16 protein-coding genes are annotated in these 21926 nt (G+C 65.6%); 14 read left to right on the top strand and 2 right to left on the bottom strand.

The features are described 5' to 3' along the window. The first annotated feature begins 316 nt into the window (after positions 1 to 316). The 10 genes from KO516_RS13465 to KO516_RS13420 all read left to right on the top strand — a co-directional run bounded on the left by KO516_RS13465 (position 317) and on the right by KO516_RS13420 (position 10232). Positions 317 to 1735, top strand: coding sequence for a 6-hydroxynicotinate reductase (locus KO516_RS13465; RefSeq protein ID WP_252737599.1), 1419 nt, complete (start codon positions 317 to 319; stop codon positions 1733 to 1735). 20 nt (positions 1736 to 1755) lie between these two features. Further along, positions 1756 to 2595 carry a UPF0280 family protein gene (locus KO516_RS13460; protein ID WP_252737589.1) on the top strand — a complete coding sequence of 280 codons (840 nt, stop codon included), beginning with the start codon at positions 1756 to 1758 and terminating at the stop codon, positions 2593 to 2595. Beyond that, a complete protein-coding gene (locus KO516_RS13455; RefSeq protein WP_216004299.1) occupies positions 2588 to 3172 on the top strand; it encodes an amino acid synthesis family protein in 585 nt (194 codons plus the stop codon). The genes KO516_RS13460 and KO516_RS13455 overlap by 8 nt, the downstream gene beginning before the upstream one ends. Continuing rightward, positions 3169 to 3741 carry an amino acid synthesis family protein gene (locus tag KO516_RS13450; RefSeq protein ID WP_216004298.1) on the top strand — a complete coding sequence of 191 codons (573 nt, stop codon included), beginning with the start codon at positions 3169 to 3171 and terminating at the stop codon, positions 3739 to 3741. Before KO516_RS13455 ends, KO516_RS13450 begins: the two co-directional genes overlap by 4 nt. A 17-nt stretch (positions 3742 to 3758) precedes the next feature. Beyond that, positions 3759 to 4829 carry an aromatic ring-hydroxylating dioxygenase subunit alpha gene (locus tag KO516_RS13445; protein WP_216004297.1) on the top strand — a complete coding sequence of 357 codons (1071 nt, stop codon included), beginning with the start codon at positions 3759 to 3761 and terminating at the stop codon, positions 4827 to 4829. 58 nt (positions 4830 to 4887) lie between these two features. After that, positions 4888 to 6093 (top strand): ABC transporter substrate-binding protein, encoded by a 1206-nt coding sequence (locus KO516_RS13440; RefSeq protein ID WP_216004296.1) that lies wholly within the window; start codon positions 4888 to 4890, stop codon positions 6091 to 6093. Positions 6094 to 6262: 169 nt separating this feature from the next. Next, positions 6263 to 8122, top strand: coding sequence for an ABC transporter permease (locus tag KO516_RS13435; protein WP_216004295.1), 1860 nt, complete (start codon positions 6263 to 6265; stop codon positions 8120 to 8122). Then, the gene (locus tag KO516_RS13430) at positions 8119 to 8889 is read left to right on the top strand and encodes an ABC transporter ATP-binding protein (protein ID WP_216004294.1); all 771 of its coding nucleotides are present in this window, start codon (positions 8119 to 8121) and stop codon (positions 8887 to 8889) included. Before KO516_RS13435 ends, KO516_RS13430 begins: the two co-directional genes overlap by 4 nt. Continuing rightward, complete coding sequence (locus KO516_RS13425; protein WP_216004293.1) at positions 8882 to 9583, top strand: ABC transporter ATP-binding protein; 702 nt, start codon at positions 8882 to 8884, stop codon at positions 9581 to 9583. The genes KO516_RS13430 and KO516_RS13425 overlap by 8 nt, the downstream gene beginning before the upstream one ends. Positions 9584 to 9785: 202 nt before the next feature. Further along, complete coding sequence (locus tag KO516_RS13420; protein ID WP_216004292.1) at positions 9786 to 10232, top strand: MarR family winged helix-turn-helix transcriptional regulator; 447 nt, start codon at positions 9786 to 9788, stop codon at positions 10230 to 10232. A 69-nt stretch (positions 10233 to 10301) separates the two neighbouring features. On the opposite strand, the gene KO516_RS13415 is transcribed toward KO516_RS13420, so the two are convergent. Continuing rightward, on the bottom strand, positions 10302 to 11000 hold the full coding sequence (locus tag KO516_RS13415; RefSeq protein WP_216004291.1) for an SIMPL domain-containing protein: 699 nt from the start codon (positions 10998 to 11000) through the stop codon (positions 10302 to 10304). 147 nt (positions 11001 to 11147) lie between these two features. Here KO516_RS13415 and KO516_RS13410 point away from each other — a divergent pair, with 147 nt between their 5' ends. Next, positions 11148 to 13868, top strand: a complete 2721-nt coding sequence (locus KO516_RS13410) for a hypothetical protein (protein WP_216004290.1) — start codon at positions 11148 to 11150, stop codon at positions 13866 to 13868. Positions 13869 to 13884: 16 nt separating this feature from the next. Here KO516_RS13410 and KO516_RS13405 read toward each other — a convergent pair whose 3' ends face one another. Beyond that, positions 13885 to 16332 carry an ATP-dependent helicase gene (locus KO516_RS13405; protein WP_216004289.1) on the bottom strand — a complete coding sequence of 816 codons (2448 nt, stop codon included), beginning with the start codon at positions 16330 to 16332 and terminating at the stop codon, positions 13885 to 13887. Positions 16333 to 16542: 210 nt separating this feature from the next. Here KO516_RS13405 and KO516_RS24640 point away from each other — a divergent pair, with 210 nt between their 5' ends. From KO516_RS24640 to KO516_RS13390, 3 genes are all read left to right on the top strand, one after another. Continuing rightward, the gene (locus tag KO516_RS24640; RefSeq protein WP_216004288.1) at positions 16543 to 16989 is read left to right on the top strand and encodes a hypothetical protein; all 447 of its coding nucleotides are present in this window, start codon (positions 16543 to 16545) and stop codon (positions 16987 to 16989) included. Between the two features lie 226 nt (positions 16990 to 17215). Beyond that, positions 17216 to 20659 carry a pyruvate carboxylase gene (locus tag KO516_RS13395; protein ID WP_216004287.1) on the top strand — a complete coding sequence of 1148 codons (3444 nt, stop codon included), beginning with the start codon at positions 17216 to 17218 and terminating at the stop codon, positions 20657 to 20659. 302 nt (positions 20660 to 20961) lie between these two features. Next, entirely contained in the window at positions 20962 to 21624 is a 663-nt protein-coding gene (locus tag KO516_RS13390) for a choice-of-anchor E domain-containing protein (protein WP_216004286.1), read from the top strand. The last annotated feature ends 302 nt before the right edge of the window (positions 21625 to 21926 follow it).

Genomic DNA, 21926 nt, shown 5'->3' with positions numbered 1-21926 from the left:
GCTGGGTCATTTTCATTCGTATGCAAACGAAGATATTCGAGCCTAGGAGCAGGATATCAAACCTGTCAATGGCCGAAGACCGCCGCGCCGCATGGCATTTCGCGCTTTGCTGAATTTCGCATCATACGCCCTGCACGCCTAGCCCCGAACGCACGACAGGCTTGACAGCGCGCAAACCGCTGTGCGTTCGTATACAAACGAACTGACCCTGCCAGCCCCAAACGATGGAGCCCGCGAAGTGACGGCCGAAACCTCTCCCGTGAAACGTGACCGCCCCGAGCAGCCCGCAAAGATCCGCTGCGATGCCTGCCCGGTCATGTGCTACATCGCCGAGGGTCGCGCTGGCGCTTGCGATCGCTATGCCAACGAGGGCGGCGCGCTGGTGCGGCTTGATCCGCTGACCATCCTGTCGAACACAGATGTGCCGGTTGTGCCGTTTCTCGATCGTGAATGGGACGGCGAGATCGTCAGCGGCGAGGACAGCTTCATCACCGCCGTGGGCAGCGGCACGACCTATCCCGATTACAAGCCCGCGCCCTTCATCGTCGCCTCGACCGCGGCCGATACCGACATGATCACCGTGGTGACCGAAGGCATCTTTTCCTATTGCGGTGCCAAGGTGAAGATCGACACCGACCGCCATCTTGGCAATGAATGTGCCCCGGTGCGCAGCGATGGCGAGATCATCGGCCATGTGACCACCTCGGAATACGGCTCGCAGATGCTCTCGCTCGGGGGGGTGCATCACCTCACTGGCGGATCCAAGAAGGAAGGGCGCGCCACCTGCGCTGCGCTGCTGGCGCTGTGCAACGGCGAAGAGGTGCCGCTGACCATCGATCAGGGCGCCGAGCTGCTGATCGCCGCCGGGCAGGCTCCCATCGTCAATGGTTTGCGCGAAGAACGCATGCGCGTCGGCTGCGGGTCGGCCACGGTGGGCATGTTCGCGGCGCAGTGGAAGGGGCTGGTCGACGAGGTTGTGGTGGTCGACGATCACATCACCGGCGTCATGTCCGAACATCAGGCTGGCAAGGTCATCGGCTGGGCCCCGACGGGCATCAAGATCAAGGGCCGCCGGTCCACCCCGGGCCGCTACTTTCAGGTTGCCGAGCCGGGCACCGGCTGGGGCGGCACCGATCTGACCGACCCGCTGGACATCCTTGATACGTTCAAGCCGCAGGCGTGGCCGGGGCTGTCGATCCTGATGGTGTCGACCACTGGCGAGCACGCCGCCTACTACGAACTGGATGACGCGCTTGTCCCCGTGCAAAAGGACATGCCCGAGCGGCTGCTGCCCTCGGTCGCGCGGATCGAGGAAAACTGCGAGCCGTCGCTGACCTCGGTGCTGTTCATGGCGGGGGCTGGCGGCTCGCTACGCTCGGGCGTGACGGAAAACCCGGTGTCGCTGACCCGCTCGGTGCAATCGCGCCTGACCCGCGTGACCTGTGGCGGCGCCCCGGTGATGATGTGGCCGGGCGGCGGCATCACCTACATGGCCGACGTGACGCAGATGCCCAAGAACGCCTTTGGCTACGTTCCCACCCCGGCGCTGGTCGCGCCCATCGAATTCACCATGACCCGCGAAGATTATCAGGCGCTTGGTGGCCATATGGATTACGTCATGCCGCTCGAAGAGGCGCTGCAGGGCATGACGGGTCGGCAATCAGATCACCGCCTGTCGGGCCGCCGCGGCGAAGCGCGCAAGCCCGGCGCACCCTGGCCCGTGGGTCCGAAATGAGCTTTCTCGAGCGACCCCAAATGCAATTGGCCAGCGGTGGCCGGATGCGCCTGACTCATGGGCCGATCGACGTGATCGTCACCGCAGAAGGCCCGGCAGAGGCGATGGACAAGGCGCTGATGCGCGCCCGCGATGGCTTTGCGCCGATCCTGACCGAGCTGAGCGCCGAACTGCCCCGCCTGCGCGCCCCCACCGGCCCCGCCCCGAAAGGCATCGTGGCGCGCCGGATGCAAAGCGCCGCCGATCTTTTCGCCCCGGCGTTTGTGACGCCCATGGCGGCGGTGGCAGGCTCGGTTGCCGATCATCTGCTGGCCGCAATGCTGCCGCCCGGCCACGGGCTGACCCGCGCCCATGTCAACAACGGCGGTGACATCGCGCTGTATACCCGCGACGCGCCGCTGCGCCTTGCGATCTGCGAAGACCCGGTGACCCGTGCCCCCGGCGCCCGCGCGCTGATCGGCCCGCAGGATGGCATCGGCGGCGTCGCCACCAGCGGCTGGCGCGGACGCTCGCATTCGCTGGGCATCGCCGACGCGGTCACCGTGCTGGCCCGCGACGCGGCGCTGGCCGATGTAGCTGCGACGCTGATCGCCAATGCGGTGGATCTGCCCGGCCATCCCGCCGTGACGCGGCAACGCGCCTGCGATCTGGCCCCCGACAGCGACCTTGGCCCGCGCCTTGTCACCACCGATGTCGGCCCGCTGACGCCGGATGACATCACCACCGCCCTTGGCGCCGGGCGCGCGCTGGCGCAGGATTACATCGCCTCCGGGCTGATCCGCGCCGCCTGCCTCGCGCTGGCCGGAACCCGCATCGCCCTTGGGCAACAGATTGAAACAAAGGAACTCCGCAATGCCTGAGGTCAAGGTCCGCAAGACCCTCGTACAGGTCGAAACCATCTTCCACGAGGGCGGCCCCGCCCCGCAAACCCCGGCCAAGCGCGCCGCCGCCATGGCGGTGATCGAAAACCCCTATGCCGGGGATTACGTCGAAGACATCACGCCCTTCATGAAGGATCTCGAACCGCTGGGCGCTGAAATGGCGCAGATGTGCATCGATGCGCTTGGCGGCGATGCAAGCGTCGTCGAAGGCTACGGCAAGGGCGCGATCACCGGCGTCAACGGCGAGATCGAACATGGCGCGCTGTGGCACGTGCCCGGCGGCTACGCCATGCGCGACAGCATCGAGAAAAGCCTCGCCATCGTGCCCTCGACCAAGAAGGTCGGCGCGGCTGGCACCCGGATCGACATCCCGGTGACCCACACCAACGCATCCTACGTGCGCACCCATTACGACGCCATCGAGGTCGGCATCCCCGATGCCCCCCGCCCCAATGAAATCCTGCTGGTACTGGTGATGACCACCGGCGGGCGTATCCACGCCCGCATCGGCGGGCTGACCAAGGACGCGATCAAGGGCGAGGACGGGCTCCGTTGAAGCTGCGCAAGCTCGTCACCCTGACTGAAGAGGTCCGCAGCGAGATGGGCCGCCCCGTCCAGCCTCCAGCCCGCCGGGCGCTGGCGGCGGCGGTGATCGCCAACCCGTTTGCCGGGGCGTTCACCGATGACCTGTCAGAGCTGATCGAGATGGGCGAGGCGCTTGGCGAACTGCTTGGGACCGAAGCGCTGGCCGCGCTTGGCGGCGCGCCCATCGAAGGCTACGGCAAGGCCGCGCTGGTCGGTGAAAACGGCGAACTGGAACACGCCGCCGCGCTGTTGCACCCAAAACTCGGCGCGCCGCTGCGCGCCGTGATCGGCGGTGGCAAGGCGCTGGTGCCCTCCTCCAAAGCCATCGGGCGCGCCGGGGAAATCCTCGACGTGCCGCTCGGCCACAAGGACGCCGCTTATGTGCGCAGCCATTTCGACGCCATGCGCATCCGCATCAACGACGCTCCGCGCCCCGGCGAAATCGTCGTTGCGGTGGCGCTGCAACAACATGGCCGCCCGCTGCCCCGCGTCGGCGGGCTGACACAGGACCAGATCACCGGCGCCGACGGTCTGCGCTAACCCAAGGAGACGGACACATGACGCAATTCGTAAGAAACGCTTGGTATGTCGCCGCATGGTCGACGGAAATCGACGACGACCTGCGCCGATTTACTCTCCTTGGCGATCATGTCGTGATGTTCCGCAAATCCGATGGCACGGTGGCCGCGCTGGACGACCGCTGCCCGCACCGCCTGCTGCCGCTGTCCAAAGGCAAGCGCGTCGGCGATACGGTGCAATGCGGCTACCACGGGCTGACCTTCGATTGCTCGGGCGCCTGTGTGCGGGTACCGGGGCAGACCAACCTGCCCAAATCCGCCTATGTCGACGCCTACCCCATCGTGGAAAAGCACGGCATCGTCTGGATCTGGATGGGCGATCCGGACAAGGCCGACCCGGCAAAGGTCTTCGACATGCCCGAATTCAGCGATCCGAACTGGGCGGTGCACCACGGCGATGCGCTGCATCTGGAATCGCATTACCTCAACGTCGCGGAAAACCTTGTCGATCCGGCACATGTCAGCTTTGTCCACCCGACCACGCTGGGCAACGCCGCATCGGAAAACGTCCCCGTGCATGTGCAGACCGAAGGCGAGGCCATCGTCGCCTGGCGCTGGATCCGCGACGGCGAGCCCATCGGGTTCTTCAAGGCGTTTGGCGGGTTCACCGGCAATGTCGACCGCTGGCATTACTATTATCTTTACACCCCCTGCACCGCCGTCATCGACTTCGGCTCGATCGAGACCGAAAAGCAGTGCCGCGAGGAAGACCGCAATCAGGGCGTGCGCATCTTTGCGCTGCATTTCATCACACCGGTCACCGAGACCCACAGCATCGACCGCTGGATGCACATCCGCAACGCCGCCATCGACGATGACGAGGCCGCTGAGCGCATGGACGCGATGTTCCGCACCGCCTTCGCCGAGGACAAGGCCATCCTCGAAGCGGTTCAAGCCGAAGAGCTGCGCCCGCAAAAACGCCGCCCGCTGCGCATCGCCATCGACAAAGGGCCACTTGTCTATCGCAAGCGGATCAACGACCTTCTGGAACTGGAAAGGACCGAGGATATCGCCTCAGACCCTTCTCCAGCATTTGTTTACCACGATTAACCGGCAGAAAAGACCGGGCATCTAGGGCCAACGCGCCCACCCAACAGAGAGAAACCGCATGACCCTCATCAGACGCACCGTGCTTGGCATGATCGCCGCCACAGCCCTCGCCCCCGCCGCCATGGCGCAAGACACCATCAAGGTCGGCGAGATCAACCATTACAAGCGCATGGCCGCCTTCGCCGAACCCTATAAAAAGGGCATCGAACTGGCGCTGAGCGAAATCAACGCAGACGGCGGCGTGCTGGGCAAGCCGCTGGAATTCGTGTTTCGCGACGATCAGGGCGACCCCGCCGAAGCGGTGAAGATCGCCGAAGAGCTGATGACCCGCGAAGGCGCGGTGATGTTCACCGGCACCATCCTCAGCCACGTCGGCCTCGCACTATCGTCCTTTGCTGCCGAAAAGGGCTATCTCTACCTCGCGTCCGAACCGCTGGCCGACAGCCTCGTGTGGAATTCCGGCAACCCCTGGACCTTCCGCCTGCGCGCCTCGACCTGGGTGCAGGCCGCGATGCTCGCCGAAGAGGCCGCCAAGACCGACGCCATCACCTATGCCACCATCGCGCCGAACTACGCCTATGGGCAGGACGCGGTGAATGCGTTCAAGGAAAACCTGCAACGGCTCAAGCCCGAGGTTGAATTCGTCGCTGAACAATGGCCCGCCCTGTTCAACATCGACGCCGGCGCCGAAGTGCAGGCCATCGAACGCGCCAAGCCCGACGCCATCTACAACGTCACTTTCGGCTCCGACCTTGCCAAGCTGGTGCGCGAAGGCGGCGATCGCGGCCTGTTCGACGGGCGCTCTGTCTACGGCCTGCTGACAGGTGAGCCCGAATACCTCGAACCGCTGGGCGACGAAGCCCCCGAAGGTTGGTACGTCACCGGCTTCCCTTGGTATGCCTTTGACGAGGGCACCCCCGCCGGCACCTTCGTCGCCGCCTATGAGGCCGCCACCGGCGAAACCCCCAAGATCGGCAGCCTCGTCGGCTACATGACCGCCCAATCCATCGCCGCCGCGATCAACACGGCCGGCAGCACCGACGGCGACGCCATCCGTCAGGCCTTCGAAGACCTCACCGTCGACGACACCCCCATCGGTGCGCTCACCTATCGCGCCATCGACAACCAGTCGACGCTGGGCGCATGGGTCGGAACGACGGCTGTCGAAGATGGCAAGGGCGTGATGGTCGACTGGGAATACAAGGACCCGGCCCCCTACATGCCCAGCGACGAAGACATCACCGCGATGCGCCCCGCCGAATAAGCGCATCCGAGGGCGCCCTAGGCGCGGCGCCCCCCTTCATCTTGCCAGTTAAACTCCGGGGGGAATTCGCGCGGCACGCGCGAAGGGGGGCAGCGCCCCCGGCCTGCGCCATCCACGCGCGCGGCCCTTCCCCCGAATACCCCGCCGCACAAGGACACTTCCCCGGACCATGGCCTTTTTCCTCGCCCAGTTCCTGACCGGTCTCGCCAATGCGGCGGCCCTGTTTCTCGTCGCCTCCGGGCTGTCGCTGATCTTCGGCGTCACGCGGATCGTCAACTTCGCCCACGGCAGCTTTTACATGCTCGGGGCCTTCATCGGCATCACGCTGATGGATATCCTGCCCGGCCATGTCGGCTTCTGGGGCGCGATCCTGCTGACCGGGCTTGCGGTCGGGGTGATCGGCGCGCTGACCGAGATGATCGTTCTGCGCCCGATCTACCGCGCACCCGAGCTGTTCCAGCTGGTCGCCACCTTTGGTGTGATCCTCGTGATTCAGGATCTGGCGCTGATGATCTGGGGCGCCGAAGACAAGCTTGGCCCCCGCGCCCCCGGCCTGCGCGGCGTGTGGCGCATTTTTGGCGAGCCGGTGCCGAAATACGACATCGTGCTGATCGCCATCACCCCCTTCATCCTGTTTGCGCTGTGGTATCTCATCACCAAGACCCGGCTCGGCATCCTCGTGCGCGCCGCGACGCAAGACCGCGAGATGGTCGGCGCGCTTGGCGTCAATCAGGCGTGGCTGTTCACCGGCGTCTTTGCCCTCGGCTCGGCGCTGGCGGGCCTTGGCGGTGCGCTGCAACTGCCCAAGGGCGGCGCCGACCTGCTGATGGATTTCAACATCATCGGCGAGGTCTTCGTGGTCGTCGTCATCGGCGGCATGGGCAGCCTGCCCGGTGCCTTCATCGCCGCCGTGCTGATCTCGGTGCTCAACGTCTTTGGCGTCACCTACCTGCCGCAATCGACGCTGGTGCTGATGTATGTGGTCATGGCCATCGTGTTGATCATCCGCCCCTGGGGCATCCTCGGGCGCGAAGAGGCCGCCGGCGAGCACGGTCAGGTCGGCAGCCCCGAACGCCCGATCCGCCCCTATGGCCCCAAGGGCATCGCGCTGACCTCTGCCTTCGTGCTGGCCTTGGCGCTGGTGCCGCTGTTCGCCGAACAATTCGTGCTGACGCTGATCGTCGACATGATCGTCTTTGCGCTGTTCGCCGCCAGCCTGCATTTCATTCTCGGCACCGGCGGGCTTGTCAGCTTCGGCCATGCCGCCTTCTTCGGAGGCGGCGCCTATGCCGCCGCCCTGCTGGTGTTCCATACCGGCACCCCGATGGAACTGGCCTTCCTGTTCGCCCCCCTCGCCGCCGGGCTGCTGGCGCTGGCCATCGGCTGGTTCTGCATCCGGCTGTCGGGGGTCTATTTCGCCATGCTGACGCTGGCGTTCTCGCAGCTGGTCTGGAGCCTCGCCTTCCAATGGCGCGACGTGACGCGCGGCGATGACGGGCTGGTCAACATCTGGCCCGCCGAATGGCTGAATGCCCCGGCGCCGTTCTATTACTTCACCCTGATCCTTGGCACCGGCGGCATCATCTTCCTGCGCCATGTCATCCATTCGCCCTTTGGCTACGCCCTGCGCGCTGGCCGCGACAGCCCGCGTCAGGCCGAGGCCATGGGCATCGACGTCAAGCGCGTGCAATATGCCGCCTTCTGCCTTGCAGGCATCATGGCGGGGCTTGCAGGCGGAATCTTTGTCTTCTCCAAGGGCTCGGTCTTCCCGACTGTGCTGGAAATCGGCGAAAGCTTCGATGCGCTGATCGTGGTCTTCCTTGGCGGCGTGAAAACGCTGGCGGGCGGGGTCGTCGGCGCGGGCTTCATGACCGGCGTCGAAGACTGGCTGACCCGCCTTGAATACTGGCGCCTGCTGCTGGGTCTCGTGATCATCTCGGTGGTGATCCTGATGCCAGAAGGCATCGTGGGCACCCTGTCGACCCTCTGGCGCAAGATCCGCCACACCGACGAGGAAACCATCCGATGACCGAGATCCTACGCGTCGAAAACCTCAAGAAAAGCTACGATGGCTTCGTTGCCGTGGGCGGCGTCAGCTTCAGCGTCAAACAGGGCGAGCTCAAGGCGCTGATCGGCCCCAACGGCGCGGGCAAATCCACCTGCTTCAATATGCTGATGGGCCAGCTCAAACCCACCGAAGGCCGGGTGTTCTTCGACGGCAAGGACATCACTGGCCACAAGCCCCGCGACATCTGGCGCAAGGGCGTGGGGCGCACCTTCCAGATCACCGGCACCTACCAGTCGATGACGGTGATCGAAAACGTCCAGATGGCGCTGATGTCGCACCACCGGCGGATCTTTACCATCGGCCCGCGCGCCTGGAAACTCTACCGCGACGAGGCGATGGACCTGCTCGGCGTTGTCGCCATGCAGGATCAGGCCGACCGCCCCTGCTCGGTGCTGGCTTACGGCGATCTCAAACGGCTCGAACTGGCCATCGCGCTGTGCCACAAACCGCGCCTGTTGCTGATGGACGAGCCAACCGCCGGCATGGCCCCCTCGGCCCGGATCGAGCTGATGCAGCTGACGGCGGATATCGTGCGCGATCAGGGCGTCAGCGTGCTGTTCACCGAACACGACATGGACGTGGTCTTTGCCCATTCCCATCACATCATGGTGCTGAACCGGGGCGAGCTGATCGCCGATGGCAACGCCACCGAGGTGCGCAACAACCCGCAGGTGCAAGAGGTCTATCTTGGCGGCGGAACCCTCTTCAAGGAGGAAACCCATGCTTAGCGTCGAAGGCATCCACAGCTATTACGGCAAGGCCCACATCCTGTCGGACCTCAGCTTCGAGGTCCGCCGCGGCGAGGTCGTCGCGCTACTGGGCCGCAACGGCGCCGGCAAGTCGACCACGATGAAATCGGTGATGCAGCTGGTCAGGCCGCGCAAGGGCGGCGTGACCTTTCAGGGCCGCGAGCTGGTCGGCGAGCCCGCCTTTCGCGTCGCCAAATGCGGCATCGGCTACGTGCCCGAAGACCGGCGCATCTTCACCGATCTCACGGTGCTGGAAAACCTCGAAGTCGGCCGCCAGCCCGCCCGCAAGGATGCCCCCCACTGGACCACCGACCAGCTGTTCGAGATCTTCCCCAACCTCGATGAGCGCCGCGCCAACCGCGGCAAGCACATGTCGGGGGGCGAACAGCAGATGCTGACCATCGCCCGCACCCTGATGGGCAACCCGGCGCTGCTGCTGCTCGACGAGCCCTCCGAAGGCATCGCCCCGGTGATTGTCGAACAGATGGCCGCCACCATTCTGAAACTGAAAGCCCAAGGGCTGACGGTGATGATCTCGGAACAGAACCTGCATTTCGCCCGCGCCGTGGCCGACCGCGCCATCATCATCGAAGGCGGCGAAAAGAAGTTCGACGGCAGCTTCGCCGAGCTCGAAGCCCACCCCGAGATCCGCGATGCCTATCTGTCGGTCTGAGCCCCCAGCGCCAGCAACCAAAAAAGCCGCGCCCGGTCTTCATCTTGCCGGATAAACTCCGGGGGGAGTCGCCGTTCAGGCGACGGGGGGCAGCGCCCCCCCATGCCCCCGCGCAGACACGCGCCACAACAGATGCGCCGCCACCGTTGCCCTTGGCCGCGAATAGATCTAAGCCGCGCTCGCGCCATAGGAGACACCCCGTTTGAACGAGTACCCCAAAGCCCGCACCTCCGCCGATCACGGCTATCTTCTAGATGAACAGATCGGCTTCCTGCTGCGCAAGGCCTACCAGCGCAATTCCACCATCTTCACCGAAAAGGTGCCGGGCAAGCTGACCCCGACCCAGTTTTCCGTGATGCATCGCCTCGCCGAAGACGGGCCGATGTCGCAGAACCGGCTTGGCCGCTCGGTGGCCATGGATGGCGCGACCACCAAGGGCGTGGTCGACCGGCTGATCCGGCGCGGCCTGCTCACCACCTCGGCAGACCCGGATGATCGCCGTCGCCACCTTGTCGCTCTGACCCTTGAGGGCATAGCGCTGATCGACGAGGCGACCCTCAAGGCCATCGAGGTCAGCGCCGAAACCCTCGCCCCCCTGCGCGAGCGCGAAAAGGAAACGCTGCTGCGCCTGTTGTCAAAACTGGGCTAGCCCCGTCGCCGCGCCTCCCTCGCCCGCGCTCAGGCACACAGGCTTGGGAAACGCGGTGTGCCAGAACGCTCACTCGGGCGACACGTCGCCCAGGGCAAAGACAACCGTCACGCTGGCGCTCAGGCTCTGCTCGCCCGCCGCCACAGGGGCCGACATGACGCGCGCCATGTCCATCTTGGGCGAGGGCGCCTCATAGCTGCCACCCTCGGCGATGGTGACGATCGGCCCAAGCGTCACGCCCGCCGCCTCGGCCAGCACGCGCGCCCGCGCCATGGCATCGGCCACCGCGTCGCGCCGGGCGGCATCCATCACCGGCCCCGGCTCCTGCAGGCCAAAGCTCAGCCCGGCCAACCGGTTCGCCCCGCCCTCGGTCACCGAGGCCAGCACATCGCCCAGCGTGGCAAGGTCGCGCACCCGCACGGTCAGCTGGTTGCTCGCCTCATAGCCGGTGATGCGCGGGTCTTCATTGTCGGACCGGGCCCAGACCGGCTGCAAACCGATATCCGAGGTCTGCCGGTCGCGCGCCGCGATGCCAAGCGCATCAAGCCGGGACAGGATCTCGGCCGCAACGCGCGAGGCCTCATCCATCGCAACGCCAGCTTCGGCGTTCTGCGCCGAGACGCCAAGCGACACCGTCGCCATGTCGGGCACCGCCGAAGCGCTGCCTTCGCCCGTCACCGTCAGGCGGGCCTGCTGTGCAAGCGCGGAAACCGGGGCCAGCGCCAGCGCGGCGGCAAGGCAAAGCGAAGCAGGGGCAAAGCGGATCATCTCAATCTCCCATGGGTCGTATACCTTGGGCAACATGTTCATGCGCTGCGCCGCGCACAACCCCGGTGGCATTGCTTTCTTCCGCTCGGCGGGCTGCTGCTGTATGATCTGCGAGGCCTCCCCATGATGACAGAGCAGTGATAAACAATGCGCATGGTACCGAACAACGCGCTTCTTATTTCATCTGATGGCATCGCCCTGCTGCGCCGCGACGAAGACGTCTGGCTCAGGCTGGGCGAGATGTCCTTTGCCGACGACGATCCGGGCGGCGCGCTGCAGGCGCTGAGCGCACGCGCCACCGGCCCGAACGGCACGCAGGTGCTGCTGATCCTGCCCGACGATCAGCTGCGCTATCTCGCGCTGCCCGATCCCGGCGACGACGCCACCCGCGAGGCCGCGGTCAGCGCGGCGCTTGACGGCGCGACGCCCTATCCGGTCGACGAGCTGGTCTATGACTGGCTCATCGGCGCAAACGGCATTCAGGCCGCCGCCGTCGCGCGCGAGACCCTCGCCGAGGCGGAGGCCTTCATCGGTGCCCATGGGTTCACGCCCATCGGGTTCTGCGCCGCGCCACAGACGCGCGATTTCGCCGGCATTCCGTTTTTCGGCAGCGCGCCGGGATGGACCGGGCCGCTGCCGCAGCGGCCGGACTGGCCCCTGCGCATCACCGATGCACCCCCACCCGTTCAAGAGCCCTCGCCGCCCGCGGCCCTGGATGTGCCCGATCTCGGTCAGCCCGACGACACTGTTGCCGACCCGCTGCCCAAAGCCGCCGAGCCCGAGCCCGGCGCACCGCTGCCGGTGATGCAGCCCGAGGCTATGGACGCGCCGACGCCCCTGCCCGACCCCGGACCGCCTCCCGCCTTTCTGGCCACCTCCAGTCCGACCCCGCCTGCGCCCAAACCTGAACCTGAACCTGAACCTGAACCTGAACCTGAACCCGGCGTGGAACCCGCGCCGGCCAGCTTCAAGACCGGCATCTTCGGTCCCGGAGGCGAGGCCCGCGCAGCGTCGCTTGCCCCCCTGCCAGAGCCCGCCCAGAGCGCCATCCGCCCCGACCCGGCCCGCAGCGACGATGCCGGACCCGACGCCGCGCGCTTCAGCACCATGCGCGCCAGCCGCGCCTTGCCAGAGGGCAGAAAGCCCGTACAGTCCCAGAGTGCGCCACCAGCATTCACCACTGCCGCCCCATCGCCAAAGCCTGCCGAACCGGCAACGCCAACACCGGCGCTGGGCGTCTCGCCCCCTGCGCGCGCCAAGCGTCAGGATGGCGGCGCCGCGCCAAGCCACGGCGGAGCGGCCAAGCCAAAGCCCGCACCAACGGCGCGGCAGAGCGCGCCAGCCCGCACGGCCCCGCCAAAGATCGGACCGAAGGCGGTGCCGGTCGATGCCGCTCCGGTTGCCCCGGTCGAGACCCAAGCGCCCCGACCCGGCTTCCCCATTCGCCAGCCCCTGCGCGAGAGCAAGCCCACGCAAATCAAAGACCCCGGTGAAGCGCCTCCGCCGTTACTGGCCGCGATGGCAGGCCCTGTCGATCTTGATGACGAACGTCGCCGCATGACCGTTTTCGGGGCGCGGCGCGGCGAGGATATCGGCGGCAAGCCTCGCTTTCTCGGGCTGATGCTGACCTTGGTGCTACTGCTGTTCCTTCTGGGCGTCGCGGCTTGGGCGGCGGTGTTCCTCGAAGAGGAGCTGTCGCGCTTCTTTGGTACCGGAGACGAAGCGAGCGAGATTGCCGCGACCCCACCCCCCGAGCCCGCCGCCGCGCCCGAGATCACCGCGCCGCTGCCACCAGCGCCAGCGGTCGAGCCCGACGTGGTCGCCGTTGCCGTGCCCGAGCCCGCCGGAATTGCCCCGTCGCCCGAAGAGGCCGCGACCAGCTATGCCGCCACCGGCATCTGGCAACGCTCGCCCTCTGCGCCGCCCGAGACGACGCCGGACACGCTCGACGATGTCTATGTCACCTCGGTTGATCCAAAGGTCGAGAAATCCGACGCAGTCGCCCTGCCCCCCGCAGCGCAGGCCGAAGACACCCCGCAGCCGATGCTGCTGCCACCGGGGCCGCAGGTGCGCTTTGACCTCGACGAGCGCGGGCTGGTGCGGGCGACGCCCGAAGGCGCCGTGTCCCCCGATGGCGTGCGCGTCTTTACCGGCCCGCCGCCGCAGGTGCCGCCGTCGCGCCCCGCGCAAGCCGGGGAACAGGCCGAGGCGACGCCCCCCGATGCAACGGACGGCCCTGCCGCCGATCCCGAGCTTGAGGCGCGCCGCCCCAGCGCACGCCCCGGCGATCTTGTCGAGCAAAGCGAACGGGCAACGCAGGCCGGGTTCTCGGTGGCGGAGCTGGGCGGCAAGCGCCCGGTGCTGCGCCCGCAAACCGTGCAACCCCCTGTCACCGCCGCAATCGCCGAGGCGCTGGACACACCGGCGCCCGCGCCCGAGCAAGCCGCGCTTGCCGAGCCGGACGCCCCCGAGCAACCCACTGGCACCGATCTGGCGGTCGACCGCTCTGTCGGGCCCAAGCTGCGCCCCGGCAACATGGACGGCATCGTGCGCCGCGCCGAACCTGCGCCGGTTCAGACCGCCTCGGCAGCAGCGGTGCGCCAGCCCTCGCCCAACATCCCGCAGAACGCCAATGTCGCCAGACAGGCAACGATAGAGAACCAGCTGAATCTGCGCGAAACCAGCCTGATCGGGGTCTTCGGCTCGTCCTCGAACCGGCGCGCGCTGGTGCGGCTGTCGAACGGACGGCTTCAGAACGTCAAGGTCGGTGACAGGCTGGACGGCGGGCGCGTCGCCGCCATCGGCGAGGCAGAATTGCAGCTGTCCAAGGGCGGCCGCAATGTCGTGCTGCGGATGCCCAAGGGCTAAAACCCGCCCCCCCCTGTCAGAACGGCACGTCGTCCGATGCGTGCACGAAGCGCGCCACCACCTTCTTGGTCCCGGCTTTTTCGAACGCGATCTCCAGCTTGTCGCCCTCGATCCCGACGATCTCGCCATAGCCGAACTTCTGGTGGAACACTCTTTGCCCCATTTCGAACGCCGAGACCGCGGTCAGGTCGATCACCTGATGGCTGCTTTCGCGCGGCTGGCTGACCGGGCGCTGGGTTGAGCGCTGTTGCAGCCGCTTCCAGCCCGGAGAGTTGTAGACATTTGCCTCGGCGGCCTTGGTTTCCAGCCCCGAGCCCGCGCCATAAGGCGAGGCCGCGCCATAGGTGCCCCCGTACAGGCCCGGCGGGGTCAGCACCTCGACATGGGCTTCGGGCAGCTCGTCGATGAAGCGCGAGGGCAGCGCCGATTGCCATTGCCCGAACACCTGCCGGTTGCCCGCGAACGAGATCGTGCACAGCTCTTCGGCGCGGGTGATGCCGACATAGGCCAGCCGCCGCTCTTCCTCGAGCCCCTTGAGGCCGCTTTCATCCATCGAGCGTTGCGAGGGGAACAGCCCATCCTCCCAGCCGGGCAGGAACACCGCCGGAAACTCCAGCCCCTTGGCGGCGTGCAGGGTCATGATGGATACTTTTTCACCCGCTTCGTCATTCTCATTGTCCATGATCAAGGCGACATGTTCGAGAAATCCTTGCAGATTTTCGAACTGTTCCAGCGCCTTGACGAGCTCTTTCAGGTTTTCGAGCCGCCCCGGCGCTTCGGGCGTCTTGTCGTTTTGCCACATCGCGGTGTAGCCGGACTCGTCAAGGATGATTTCCGCCAGTTCCATGTGGGTCATGGTCGGCTTGCCGCGCAGGGCATCGTTCACCTCGATCGGCGCATCGTCTTCGATCACGTCGAACCCATCATCCGGCATCGGATCGCCAGCGCGGCGCAGCGGGCCAAGCATGGCCTCGCGCCAGCGGGCCAGCCCTTCGCACAGATGGCGCAGCTGGCCGCCGCCCTTGCCCTTGATGCGCCCCTCATCCACGGCGATGCGCGCGCCGTCGATCAGCGACACGCCAAATTCGCGCGCCGTCTGCTGGATCAGCTGCTGCGCCTTGTCGCCAAGCCCGCGCTTGGGCGTGTTGACGATGCGCTCGAAGGCCAGATCGTCGTCGGGCGACACCACCAGCCGGAAATAGGCCATGGCATCGCGAATCTCCATCCGCTCGTAGAACCGGGGGCCGCCGATGACCCGATAGGGCAGACCGATGGTCAGGAACCGATCCTCGAAGGCGCGCATCTGGTGGCTGGCCCGCACCAGAATCGCCATGTCATCCAGCGAATAGGGCCGCAGGCCGCGCGTGCCCTTTTGCAGCGATTCGATCTCTTCGCCGGTCCAGCGGGCCTCGTCGACGCCATCCCAATGACCGATGAGCCGGACCTTTTCGCCGCCTGCCGCCTCTGTCCACAGTTCCTTGCCCAGCCGGCCCTCGTTGCCGCGAATGACGCCGGAAGCGGCGGCAAGAATGTGCTCGGTCGAGCGGTAGTTCTGTTCCAGCCGCACCACATGTGCGCCGGGAAAGTCCTTTTCGAACCGCAGGATATTGCCGACCTCTGCGCCGCGCCAGCCATAGATCGACTGATCGTCATCGCCCACGCAGCAGACGTTGCGATGCTTGTTCGCCAGAAGCCGAAGCCAGAGATACTGCGCCACGTTGGTATCCTGATACTCGTCGACCAGAATATAGCGGAACCATTTCTGGTATTGTTCCAGCACGTCCGCATGTTGCTGAAAGATCGTCACCATATGCAGCAGCAGGTCGCCAAAGTCGCAGGCGTTCAGCTCGCGCAGGCGGGCCTGATACCGGTCATACAGCTCGGTGCCACGGTTGTTATAGGCCGACGCCTCGGAGGCGGGCACCTTGGCCGGCACCCATGCGCGGTTTTTCCAACTGTCGATCAGCCCCGCCAGCTGACGGGCCGGCCATCGCTTTTCATCAATACCCGCCGCCGAAATCAGCTGTTTCAGCAGGCGGATCTGGTCGTCCGTGTCGAGAATTGTAAAGTTCGACTTCAGCCCGACCAGCTCGGCATGGCGCCGCAGCAGCTTGACGCAGATCGAATGAAAGGTGCCAAGCCACGGCATGCCCTCGATCTGCTGGCCGAGCATCCGGCCGACCCGGTTCTTCATCTCGCGCGCGGCCTTGTTGGTGAAGGTCACCGACAGGATCTCGTTCGGGCGGGCGCGCCCGGTCATCAGCAGGTGCACGATGCGCGCGGTCAGCGCCTTGGTTTTGCCGGTTCCCGCCCCGGCCAGCATCAGCACCGGCCCGTCGAGCCGTTCAACCGCCTCGCGCTGCGCCGGGTTGAGATCGTCGAGATAGGGCATCGGCCGCGCGGCCATGGCGCGGGCGGACAGCGATGCGCCCTCGAAGGCGTCCATGTCATCGAATGTGCTCATGGCGGGTAATCTAACGATGTGGCGCCCTGATGGGAAGAGACTGTTCCCCTTACGTTCGCAAGAAACCTGTGGACGGTTCAAAGCTGTGTGAAACTTGCGGAAAAACGGCGGCGCATCGGTCCGGGCCTGAGCCCGGATTTTAACGACCCGATAACACCTTGGGCGCAAACCGGGCATACTCACTACAAGCGAAAGGTATGACAAATGTCCATGTCCGCGTTGGGCAGCGCAAGTGCTGGGCTTTACAGCGCCAGTGCCGTGTCCCTGTCCACCCCTCCCACCACCGAGGCCGCTGCCGAAGCGGGCGCCGCCGGTGGCCAACCGCCCTCCGGCCCGCCGCCGGGAGGTGGGACGCCGCCCTCTGGCCCGCCTCCGGGGGGATCCGCCGCAGCCAGCGGCGGGGTTGATGCAGAATCTCTGGTGGTCTCGTTGCTCGAAACCGATACCGAAAGCAGCAGCGATAGCACCTTGATCGACACCTACCCGGATGCCGATACCAATGACGACGGCACTGTCACCGACGCCGAACTGACCGCCTATCAGGCCGCCCAGGCCGCAGAGGCCAGTGCTGACGCCAACGCCGACGCGGCGGCCGAGATCGCCTCGGCGGCGGCCTCCTATACCCAGGCGCGCACCACGCTCAGCGCGCTTGACTGACCCGCTTGCGGTGCCGGAATTTCCCTCTGGCACCGCAAGCCCCGGCGGGTCCTGCGCGGTCATCCCATGGCGCAGGATATGCCCACGGCTGACCGTTGTCCGGCACGACTATGCAAACCCGTCGCAATTCGTGGCAAAACTTGCAAACCCGCCTTGCGCCGCAACGCGGCATGGCGTTCACTCTGCGTCACGGTCGACAAGGCCATAGACGGAGGAAAGAGACGCAATGCCCGAGTTCAACAAGATTCTCATTGCGAACAGGGGGGAGATCGCCATTCGCATCATGCGGGCGGCGAACGAGATGGGCAAGAAGACGGTCGCCGTCTTCGCCGAGGAAGACAAGCTTGGCTTGCACCGCTTCAAGGCGGACGAAGCCTACCGGATCGGCGAGGGGCTTGGCCCCGTTGCGGCCTATCTGTCGATCCCCGAGATCATCCGTGTGGCCAAGCTGTCGGGGGCGGATGCGATCCACCCGGGCTATGGCCTGCTGTCGGAAAACCCCGAGTTCGTCGATGCCTGCGATGCCGCCGGGATCACCTTTATCGGCCCCAAGGCGGCCACCATGCGCGCCCTTGGCGACAAGGCGAGCGCCCGCAAGGTTGCCATCGAGGCCGGTGTGCCGGTCATCCCCGCCACCGAGGTTCTGGCCGATGACTGGGACGCCATCGCCAAAGAGGCCGAGGAAATCGGCTATCCGCTGATGCTCAAGGCCTCCTGGGGCGGCGGCGGGCGCGGTATGCGCCCAATCAACGGCCCCGAAGAGCTCAAGGAAAAGGTGCTGGAAGGGCGCCGCGAGGCCGAGGCCGCCTTCGGCAACGGCGAAGGTTATCTGGAAAAGATGATCATCCGCGCCCGCCATGTCGAGGTGCAGATCCTTGGCGACAAGATGGGCAACATCTATCACCTGTACGAGCGCGACTGTTCGGTGCAGCGCCGCAACCAGAAGGTCGTCGAGCGCGCCCCCGCGCCGTATCTGTCCGAGGCGCAGCGCGAGGAAATCTGCGAGCTTGGCCGCAAGATCTGCGCCCATGTGAATTACGAATGCGCCGGTACCGTCGAATTCCTGATGGATATGGACAGCGGCAAGTTCTACTTCATCGAGGTGAACCCCCGCGTTCAGGTCGAACACACCGTCACCGAAGAGGTGACCGGCATCGACATCGTGCAGGCGCAGATCCTGATCGCCGAGGGCAAATCCCTCGCAGAGGCCACCGGCAAAGCCTCGCAATACGATGTGCGCCTGACCGGCCACGCGCTTCAGACCCGCATCACCACCGAAGATCCGACCAATAATTTCATCCCCGATTACGGTCGCATCACCGCCTATCGCAGCGCCACCGGCATGGGCATCCGCCTTGACGGCGGCACCGCCTATGCGGGCGGCGTCATCACCCGCTATTACGATTCGCTGCTGGTGAAGGTGACCGCCAAGGCCCCCACCCCGGAAAAGGCGATCAAGCGGATGGACCGCGCCCTGCGCGAATTCCGCATCCGGGGGGTCAGCACGAACATCGACTTCGTGATCAACCTGCTGAAACATCCGGTGTTCCTGAACAACCAGTACAGCACCAAATTCATCGACACGACGCCCGAGCTGTTCGATTTCAAGAAGCGCCGCGACCGGGGCACCAAGGTGCTGACCTATATCGCCGATATCACGGTGAACGGTCATCCCGAGGTGCAGAACCGCCCCAAGCCCGCCGCCGAGCTGAAACCGGCACGGCCCCCTGCCCTGCAGCACGAGGTGCCCCCCGCCGGCACCCGCACCCTACTGGAAGAAAAGGGCGCGCAGGCGGTGGCAGACTGGATGTCGGCCCAAAAACGCCTGCTGATCACCGACACCACCATGCGCGACGGGCACCAGTCGCTGCTGGCGACGCGGATGCGGTCTATCGACATGATCAAGGTGGCGCCCGCCTATGCCGCGAACATGTCCGATCTGTTCTCGGTCGAATGCTGGGGCGGCGCGACCTTCGATGTGGCCTACCGCTTCTTGCAGGAATGCCCGTGGCAGCGGCTGCGCGACATCCGGGCACGGATGCCCAACATCATGACGCAGATGCTGCTGCGCGCCTCGAACGGCGTGGGCTATACCAACTATCCCGACAACGTGGTGCAAAGCTTTGTCGCGCAGGCGGCGGCCAGCGGCGTCGATGTGTTCCGGGTGTTCGATTCGCTCAACTGGGTCGAGAACATGCGCGTGGCGATGGATGCGGTCATCGACTCGGGCAAGATCTGCGAAGGCACGATCTGCTACACCGGCGATATCCTCGATCCCGACCGGGCGAAATACAACCTTGCCTACTATGTCGACATGGGCAAGGAACTGAAGGCCGCTGGCGCGCATGTGCTGGGACTCAAGGACATGGCCGGGCTGCTCAAGGCCAATTCCGCCGGCGCGCTGATCAAGGCGCTCAAGGAAGAGGTCGGCCTGCCGATCCACTTCCACACCCATGACACCAGCGGCGCATCGATTGCCACGGTGATCGAAGCCGCGCGTGCGGGTGTCGATGCGGTGGATGCGGCGATGGATGCGCTGTCGGGCAACACCTCGCAGCCGACGCTGGGCAGCATCGTCGAGGCGCTGCGCCACACCGACCGCGACACACTGCTGGATGTCGGCACGATCCGCGAGCTGTCGAACTATTGGGAAGCGGTGCGCGGTCAGTACGCGGCGTTCGAATCCGGCCTTCAGGCGCCCGCCTCCGAGGTTTACCTGCACGAGATGCCCGGCGGGCAATTCACCAACCTCAAGGCGCAAGCCCGCTCGATGGGGCTCGAAGAGCGCTGGCACGAGGTCGCGCAGACCTATGCTGACGTGAACAAGATGTTCGGCGATATCGTCAAGGTGACGCCCTCGTCCAAGGTGGTCGGGGACATGGCGCTGATGATGGTGTCGCAGAACCTGACCCGCGCCCAGGTCGAAGACCCCGCCACCGATGTCAGCTTCCCCGATTCGGTGATCGACATGATGCGCGGCAATCTCGGCCAGCCGCCGGGCGGCTTCCCTGAAACCATCGTCAACAAGGTACTGAAAGGCGAAAGCCCCAATCTGGAACGCCCCGGCGCGCATCTTGCCCCGGCCGATCTGGACGCGCTGCGCGCCGAGTTGGCGGCGAAATTCCCCGACGAAGATTTCGACGACGAGGATTTCAACGGCTACCTGATGTACCCCAAGGTCTTCACCGATTACGCCGCGCGCCATGAAGAGTACGGCCCGGTGCGGGTGCTGCCTACGCTGACCTATTTCTACGGGATGCAGCCCGGCGAAGAAATCACCGCCGAAATCGACCCCGGCAAGACGCTGGAAATCCGGCTGATCACCGTGGGCGAGACGCAGGACGATGGCGAGGTCCGGGTGTTCTTCGAACTCAACGGCCAGCCGCGCGCGGTGCGCGTGCCCAACCGCAAGGCCAAGGCCACCAGCGTCGCCCGCCCCAAGGCCGAGGTCGGCAACCCCTCGCATATCGGCGCGCCGATGCCCGGCGTGGTGGCCTCGGTCGCGGTGCAGGCAGGGGCGCAGGTCAAGACCGGCGATCTGCTGCTGACCATCGAGGCGATGAAGATGGAAACCGGCCTGCACGCCGAACGCGATGCGGTGATCAAGGCGGTGCACGTGGTTCCCGGCGGTCAGATCGACGCCAAGGATCTGCTCATCGAGCTTGAATGACCCCGCGCCACAAGCATGGATTCGACAGACAGGGCGGCCCGGAATCACCGGGCCGCCCTTTCGTTCCAAGGGCCCGGCCCGGCGCTGCCCTGTCTGTACGCAACCGCACATAAACCCATCAGAAAAGCCCTGCACAGGGTGACGCTTTCGGCTGCAATTCGCAGCTCTTCGTTACATCCTTGCTGAAAACACACAAATTCTGCTTAAATGCTTGCGACACCTGCACCTTGGTATTGTCAGCCCCCCGAAAGGCGATCTATGCAGGTCGCGTAACGAAGGAAATTCGATTGAAGGCAGTTCCGATGAATCTTTTCACGACATCCGCCGCAGCCGTTCTGCTTTTTGCAGGCGCAGCGAATGCCGCGACCGTCAGCTACAGCGCGTCTATTGCGACCAGCACGACCAGTTGGGAAGATAGCGTTGCGCTTTCCATGTTTGACGAGACGCTCGGCACGCTCAATAGCGTCACCCTGTCCCTCTATGGTACGGCCAGCGGCACGGCAAAGGCGGAAAGCCTCGATGCCTCGTCGGCCAACGTTTCGCTCAGCCTTGGCGCGAACATCGTGGGTACCTACACCGGTTACGGCTTCAACGTTTCCGTCAATCCGCTTGCGACTAGTGTCACGAGCCTCAGCGCGTATGACGGCACCATCGATTTCGCCGGCACCTCCGGTGTCACCTACGAAGGCCTGACGGCAGACGATACTGACTCGGCAACCTTCACCAGCGCCCTCGAGGCCTTCATTGGCACCGGCACCTTCACGCTTGACCTGGCAGCCCAGGGCAACAGCAGCGGAACCGGTGCGGGCAACCTGATCACCCAGTTCGCCACCAGCGCCGGCGCCACCGCCTATGTGGTCTATGACTACACCCCGACCTCGACGGTGCCGCTGCCTGCGGGCGCACCGCTGCTGCTGCTCGGTGTCGGCGGGATTGCGCTGCTGCGTCGTCGCAAGACGGCCTGACCCAAGCCCAGACGATTTTCTGGCCCGCCGCGCCCCCGCGCGGCGGGCCTTTTCATGCGCTCAGTCGCCCTGCCCCGCAATCAACGGGCTGGCATCGCACTTGAACAGTGGTGACATGCCGGCAATCTGGCCAGCGCCCAAGCCCCATTGCAGATGGCCGCGCGAGCCAGCCCCTATCGTTACGCAAGGGCACAGCGCCCCGCCGCGAATTTCCGCAAAAAGGTGACAATTTCCTCTTGCGGAGCGGCGCGGGAATCCGTAAATGCCCCCCTACCAACCGGTTGCGGGCGTAGCTCAGGGGT

Source organism: Citreicella sp. C3M06 (assembly GCF_018860705.1).
Classification (GTDB): Bacteria; Pseudomonadota; Alphaproteobacteria; order Rhodobacterales; family Rhodobacteraceae; genus Salipiger.
The sequence above is the reverse complement of the archived record's forward strand: the minus strand, read 5'-3'. Positions and strand labels throughout refer to the sequence as shown.